We start from the raw sequence: 6,400 nt of genomic DNA, 5'->3' as shown, positions 1-6,400 counted from the left end.
CGTCCGCGGCCGCCGCGGCCGCCGAGGTGCGCGCCCGCCTCGCCGACGACCTGGACGCCCCCGGCGCGCTGGAGGCCGTGGACCGCTGGGCCGCCCGGGCGCTCGCCGACGACCCGGCCGCCGGCGACGCCGACGCCGACGCGCCCGCGCAGATCCGCGCCGTCGTCGACGCCCTCCTCGGCGTCGCCCTGTGACCGGGGTGCTGTGACCGGGTGCTGTGAGTGCCCTGTGGCCGGGGTGCTGTGACGGGCGCCCGCCCCGGCGGACGAGACCGCCGGGGCGGACGGGACCGTCCCGGAGCGGGCGCGTCGCCGGGCGCGGCGACGCGCTCTCACAGCAGCCCGGCCAGCTTGTAGAGGACGAGCGAGCCGGCCACGGCCACGTTGAGGCTGTGGCCGGTGCCCACCATGGGGATCTCCACGGCCCCGTCCAGCAGGTCGAGCGCCTCGTCGGGAATGCCGTACCGCTCGTGCCCCAGCACGGCCACGGTGCGCCGCCGAGCGGCGGGCAGGTCGGCCAGTCGGATCGCCTCGTCGGCGAGTTCCACCCCCAGCACCCGCGTGCCGTTCTCCCGCTGGCGGGCCAGCCAGTCGAGGGGATCGTCGACCCAGTGCACGCACGACGGCTGCCGCAGCGTGTTGCCGCGCGCCAGCGCCTCGGGCACCCACCGGTACCGGGGCACCGCCAGGCAGGCGCCGACGGCGTCGCACGTCCGCAGCAGGGTCACGAGATTGGCGCCGTGCAGCGGCCACAGCGGAGCGGCGATCACGTGGTCCCAACAGGAGTGCCGGCGGCGCCTGCGACGGCGTCTCAGTTCGCGGCGCGGCCGCACGCGGATGGCGGTGGCGGTGCGGGGAGCCGCCTCCTGTCCCGGAAGGCCGTCGGGACCCGGGAGGCGGCCCGTGCGGGCGCTCACCGGCCGAGGGCGCCTCCGCCCTCGACGCAGATCTCGGCGTCGTCCATGATCGTGCGCACTTCGCGGCGTGCGCGGGCCATCGACGGGACGTCCCGGACCGGGATCCGGGACGTCATGCGCTTCGCGGCTTTCGCCGCCGGGGCCACCATGCTAAGCCCGCAGAACCCGCCCGCCCCAAGGGTTTGCGGCGCCCTCCGCCCCCACCGCGAAGCGCGGCGAGGGCGGAGGCGAAGCGACGGCCCGCGCGCCGGGTCAGCCGGTCTCGCGGCGCCGCAGGTAGCGTTCGAATTCGCGGGCGATGGCGTCGCCGCTGGCCTCGGGCAGCTCCAGGGCGTCCTTCTGCTCCTCGAGGGAGCGGACGTACTCGGCGACCTCCGAGTCCTCCTCGGCCAGCTCGTTGACGCCGTTCTCCCAGGCCCGCGCCTCCTCGGGCAGCTCGCCCAACGGGACGGTGACGTCCAGCACGTCCTCGACGCGGCGCAGCAGGGCGAGGGTGGCCTTGGGGGACGGCGGCGAGGCGACGTAGTGCGGCACCGCCGCCCACAGCGACACCGTCTTCAGATCGGCCTTGGCGCACGCGTCCTGCAGCACGCCGAGGATGCCGGTCGGACCCTCGTACCGGGCCGGCTCCACGTGCAGGGTGGTCACCAGGCCCGCCTCGGACGCGGCGCCGGTGACCGGCACCGGCCGGGTGTGCGGGGCGTCGGCCAGCAGCGCGCCGAGCAGCACGACGCTCTTGACCTCCAGCTCCAGCATCAGCCCGACCAGCTCGCGGCAGAACGAACGCCACCGCATGTTGGGCTCGATGCCGTGCACCAGGATCACGTCGCGCCCGGAGGGCAGGCGCGCCCAGGAGACCCGGGTGGTGGGCCAGGTGATCCCGCGGCTCTCCCCGTCCACCATCTCGATGAGGGGGCGGGTGACCTGGAAGTCGTAGTAGTCCTCCGGGTCCAGCTCGGCGATCGGCACGGCGTCCCAGATCGACTCCAGGTGGCCGATGACGCCGCTCGCCGCCTCGCCGGCGTCGTTCCACCCCTCAAAGGCGGCCACGACGACGGGATCGACGAGTTCGGGCACGCTTTCCAGCTCGACCACGCGCTGCCTCCTTCCGACGACAGGTACAGCGTCACCGAGGGGGCCGTGATTCCCGGGGGGCGGACCCGCTCATGATCGGTGCTGTCAGCCTACGTCCTGAGGACGTTCTTCCCCACCGCCGCCGACCGCGGGTTCGCCCCGGCGCGCACCCGGAACGCGCCCGTCACGTCCGCGTCCGCCCCCCAGTCTGCCCCGCGGGATGGTTCGCGGTGCCGCGAGGGCTCATTTGCCTTTCTCGGTGGTGTGGACGATGAGCACGTCGCAGGGGGAGCGGTGCGACAGGCTGGCCGGGACGGACCCGAGGATGCGGCCCGCGAGGCTGTTGAGGCCCCGGTTGCCGACGACGACGAGGTCGACGCGGCGCTCCTTGGCGAGGCGGACCAGCACGTCCACGGCCTCGCCCTCGACGGCGACCTGGTCGATGTCGCGGGCGCCCGCGGCCACCGCCCGTTCGCGGGCGGCGCGCAGGGCGTCCTCGGCGGGCGTGGAGCCCTGCACCTTGTAGGCCAGGTCGCCGAGGCGGTCGGCGGCGCTGAGCCGCTCCCGCTCCGGCATGGGGCTGTAGGCGGTGGCGAGCAGCAGCGTGGCGCCGGTGGCGGCGGCCAGCTGGGCGGCCCGGTCGACCGCGCGGAAAGACGAGTCGGAGCCGTCGGTGCCGACGAGAACGGTGCGGTATGCGCTCATGCCGCTCCTTACCGAGGAGTAGTTCGCCAGTGTGGCACGGTATCGGGCGGACGCCGCACAGTCACCACCCCGTTCGGAGTGGCGCATTCCCCACGGTCCGTGAGGACGACTCCAAAGATCCTCGAGCGCGCCCCGATAGGCTGGGACACCATGAGCACTCCGACACCTCAGTCCCTTCGGCAGGCCCTTAAGCAACGCGTCGTCGTGGCCGACGGGGGCATGGGGACGATGCTCCAGGAAGCGCGCCCCACGCTGGACGACTTCCAGGGGTACGAGGGCTGCAACGAGATCCTCAACGTCACCCGGCCGGACATCGTCCGCTCGGTGCACCAGGCGTACTTCGACGCCGGCGTCGACTGCGTGGAGACCAACACGTTCGGCGCCAACCTGGGGAACCTGGGCGAGTACGGGATCGCCGATCGGATCGGGGAGCTGTCGGAGGCGGGCGCCCGCCTGGCCCGCGAGGTCGCCGACGCGGTGTCCACGCCCGACCGGCCCCGCTGGGTGATCGGGTCGGTCGGCCCCGGCACCAAGCTGCCCACCCTCGGGCACGTGACCTTCGCCGAACTCCGCGACGCCTACCAGCGCAACGCCGAAGGGCTGCTGGCCGGGGGCGTGCACGCGATCCTCGTGGAGACCTGCCAGGACCTGCTGCAGGCCAAGGCGGCGATCATCGGCGCCAAGCGGGCCATCGCCGCCGCCGGCGCCGACACCGTGCTGATCGCGCAGGTGACGATCGAGCAGAACGGCGCGATGCTGCTCGGCTCGGAGATCGGCGCGGCGCTGACCGCCCTGGAGCCGATGGAGCTGGACCTGATCGGCCTCAACTGCGCCACCGGCCCGGCCGAGATGAGCGAGCACCTGCGCTACCTGGCCCGGCACGCCCGCATCGGACTGTCGTGCATGCCCAACGCGGGACTGCCCGAGCTCACCGCCGACGGCGCCCGCTACCCCCTCACCCCCGAGGAGCTGGCCGACGCGCACGACGCCTTCACCCGCGACTTCGGGCTGTCGCTGGTCGGCGGCTGCTGCGGCACCACCCCCGAGCACCTGCGGAAGGTGGTCGAGCGGGTCCGCGGCCGCGAGGTCGCCCCGCGGCGGCCGCGCCCGGAGGCCGGCGCCTCGTCGCTGTACCAGCACGTCCCGTTCCGCCAGGACACCGCCTACCTGGCGATCGGGGAGCGCACCAACGCCAACGGCTCCAAGGCGTTCCGCGAGGCCATGCTGGAGGGCCGCTGGGACGACTGCGTCAAGATCGCCCGCGACCAGGCCCGCGACGGCGCCCACATGCTCGACCTGTGCGTCGACTACGTCGGACGCGACGGCGTCGCCGACATGAAGGAGCTGACCTCCCGGCTCGCCACCGCGTCCACGCTGCCGATCGTGCTGGACTCCACCGAGGTGCCCGTGCTGCAGGCCGGGCTGGAGATGCTCGGCGGCCGCGCCGTGGTCAACTCCGTCAGCTTCGAGGACGGCGACGGCCCGAACTCCAAGCTGGCCAGGCTCATGCCGATCGTCAAGGAGCACGGCGCCGCGATCGTCGTGATGTGCATCGACGAGGACGGGCAGGCCCGCACCGCCGAGTGGAAGGTCCGCGTCGCCACCCGCATGATCGAGGAGCTCACCGGCCGGTGGGGCATGCGGCTCGAGGACATCATCGTCGACTGCCTGACCTTCACCATCGGCACCGGCAGCGAGGAGTCCCGCCGCGACGCGCTGGAGACGATCGAGGCGATCCGCGACCTCAAGCGCCGCTACCCGGACGTGCAGACCACCCTCGGCGTGTCGAACGTCTCGTTCGGCCTGAGCCCCGCCGCCCGCGTCGTGCTGAACTCGGTGTTCCTGTCCGAGTGCGTCGACGCCGGCCTGGACTCGGCGATCGTGCACGCCTCCAAGATCCTGCCGATGTCGCGGATCGACGAGGAGCAGCGCAAGGTCGCCCTCGACCTGATCTACGACCGCCGCTCGGACGGCTACGACCCGCTGCACCGGTTCATGGAGCTGTTCGAGGGCCTCGACACCGCCGCGCTGAAGGCCGACCGCGCCGCCGAGCTGGCCGCGCTGCCGCTGTGGGAGCGGCTCAAGCGCCGCATCATCGACGGCGAGCTGGACGGCCTGGACGCCGACCTGGACGAGGCCCTCGCGCAGCGGCCCGCCCTGGAGATCGTCAACGACGTGCTGCTCGACGGCATGAAGGTCGTCGGCGACCTGTTCGGCTCCGGCCAGATGCAGCTGCCGTTCGTGCTGCAGTCGGCCGAGGTGATGAAGACCGCGGTCGCCTACCTGGAGCCGCACATGGACAAGGTCGAGGGCGAGGGCTCCAAGGGCCGCATCGTCCTGGCCACCGTCAAGGGCGACGTGCACGACATCGGCAAGAACCTGGTCGACATCATCCTGTCCAACAACGGCTACGAGGTGATCAACCTCGGCATCAAGCAGCCGATCTCGGCGATCGTGGAGGCCGCCCGCAACGAGCGCGCCGACGTGATCGGCATGTCCGGGCTCCTGGTCAAGTCGACCGTGGTGATGAAGGAGAACCTCGAGGAGCTCAACGCCCGCGGCCTGGCCCACCGGTGGCCGGTGCTGCTCGGCGGCGCCGCGCTCACCCGCGCCTATGTCGAGCAGGACCTGGCCGAGCTGTTCGACGGCGAGGTCCGCTACGCCCGCGACGCGTTCGAGGGCCTGCGGCTGATGGACGCGTTCATGGCCGTCAAGCGCGGCGAGGAGGGCGCCCAGCTGCCGCCGCTGCGCGAGCGCAGGGTCCGCAGGGGCGCCACGCTGAAGGTCACCGAACCCGAGGACCTGCCCGCCCGGTCGGACGTGGCGGTCGACAACAAGATCCCCGAGCCGCCGTTCTGGGGCGACCGCGTCGTCAAGGGCATCCCCCTGGCCGACTACGCCGCGTTCCTCGACGAGCGCGCCACCTTCATGGGCCAGTGGGGCCTCAAGCCCGCCCGCGGCGGCGACGGCCCGACCTACGAGGAGCTGGTGGAGACCGAGGGGCGGCCGCGGCTGCGCATGTGGCTGGACCGCATCCAGACCGAGGGCCTGATCGAGGCCGCCGTCGTCTACGGCTACTTCCCGGCCGTGTCCGAGGGCGACGACCTGGTCGTCCTGAACGAGGACGGCTCCGAGCGGGAGCGGTTCACCTTCCCGCGCCAGCGCCGCGACCGGCACCTGTGCCTGGCCGACTACTTCCGCCCCCGCGAGTCCGGCGAGACCGACGTGGCCGCGTTCCAGCTCGTCACCGTCGGATCGAAGATCAGCCAGGCCACCGCGGAGCTGTTCGCCAAGAACTCCTACCGCGAGTACCTGGAGCTGCACGGACTGTCGGTCCAGCTGACCGAGGCGCTGGCCGAGTACTGGCACGCCCGCGTCCGCGCGGAGATCGGGTTCGGCGGCGAGGACCCCGACGACCTGGACGGCATCCTCAAGGTCGGCTACCGCGGCGCCCGCTACTCCTTCGGCTACCCGGCCTGCCCCGACCTGGAGGACCGCGCCAAGGTGGTGCGACTGCTGCGGCCCGAACGCATCGGCGTCACCCTGTCGGAGGAGTTCCAGCTGGTGCCCGAGCAGGCCACCGACGCCCTGGTCGTCCACCACCCGGAGGCCAAGTACTTCAACACCTGACCCGCCGGCGCCCGACCCGCGCCCTGCGATCTCGGCGACCCCCGCGGCCGCGTCGCCGCGCTGATCGCGTACCGT

General features: G+C 72.9%; 4 protein-coding genes and 1 pseudogene. 2 read left to right on the top strand and 3 right to left on the bottom strand.

Annotation, left to right across the window (positions count from 1 at the left end; all coding sequences use genetic code 11):
• A pseudogene (locus AR3_RS09610) lies at window positions 1-194 on the top strand (cysteine--1-D-myo-inosityl 2-amino-2-deoxy-alpha-D-glucopyranoside ligase); the annotation flags it as partial.
• Window positions 195-331: 137 nt separating this feature from the next.
• On the opposite strand, the gene AR3_RS09605 reads toward AR3_RS09610, so the two are convergent.
• From AR3_RS09605 to AR3_RS09595, 3 genes are all read right to left on the bottom strand, one after another.
• Window positions 332-769 (bottom strand): TrmH family RNA methyltransferase, encoded by a 438-nt coding sequence (locus tag AR3_RS09605; RefSeq protein ID WP_227023160.1) that lies wholly within the window; start codon window positions 767-769, stop codon window positions 332-334.
• A 399-nt stretch (window positions 770-1,168) separates the two neighbouring features.
• On the bottom strand, window positions 1,169-2,011 hold the full coding sequence (locus AR3_RS09600; protein WP_067911745.1) for a PAC2 family protein: 843 nt from the start codon (window positions 2,009-2,011) through the stop codon (window positions 1,169-1,171).
• 222 nt (window positions 2,012-2,233) lie between these two features.
• Window positions 2,234-2,695 (bottom strand): universal stress protein, encoded by a 462-nt coding sequence (locus AR3_RS09595; protein ID WP_067911742.1) that lies wholly within the window; start codon window positions 2,693-2,695, stop codon window positions 2,234-2,236.
• A 150-nt stretch (window positions 2,696-2,845) separates the two neighbouring features.
• Between AR3_RS09595 and metH the strand changes: the two genes are divergently transcribed.
• Window positions 2,846-6,325, top strand: a complete 3,480-nt coding sequence (gene metH, locus AR3_RS09590) for a methionine synthase (RefSeq protein ID WP_067911739.1) — start codon at window positions 2,846-2,848, stop codon at window positions 6,323-6,325.
• The last annotated feature ends 75 nt before the right edge of the window (window positions 6,326-6,400 follow it).

Source organism: Actinomadura rubrobrunea NBRC 15275, from assembly GCF_001552235.1.
Lineage (GTDB): Bacteria > Actinomycetota > Actinomycetes > Streptosporangiales > Streptosporangiaceae > Spirillospora > Spirillospora viridilutea.
Note: the sequence above shows the minus strand (reverse complement) of the source record. Positions and strands in the feature narration are given on the sequence as shown.

Coding starts and splice junctions, on each gene's coding strand:
- AR3_RS09595 (WP_067911742.1), bottom strand. CDS start 2,695: ATGAGCGCATACCGCACCGTTCTCGTCGGCACCGACGGCTCCGACTCG.
- metH (WP_067911739.1), top strand. CDS start 2,846: ATGAGCACTCCGACACCTCAGTCCCTTCGGCAGGCCCTTAAGCAACGC.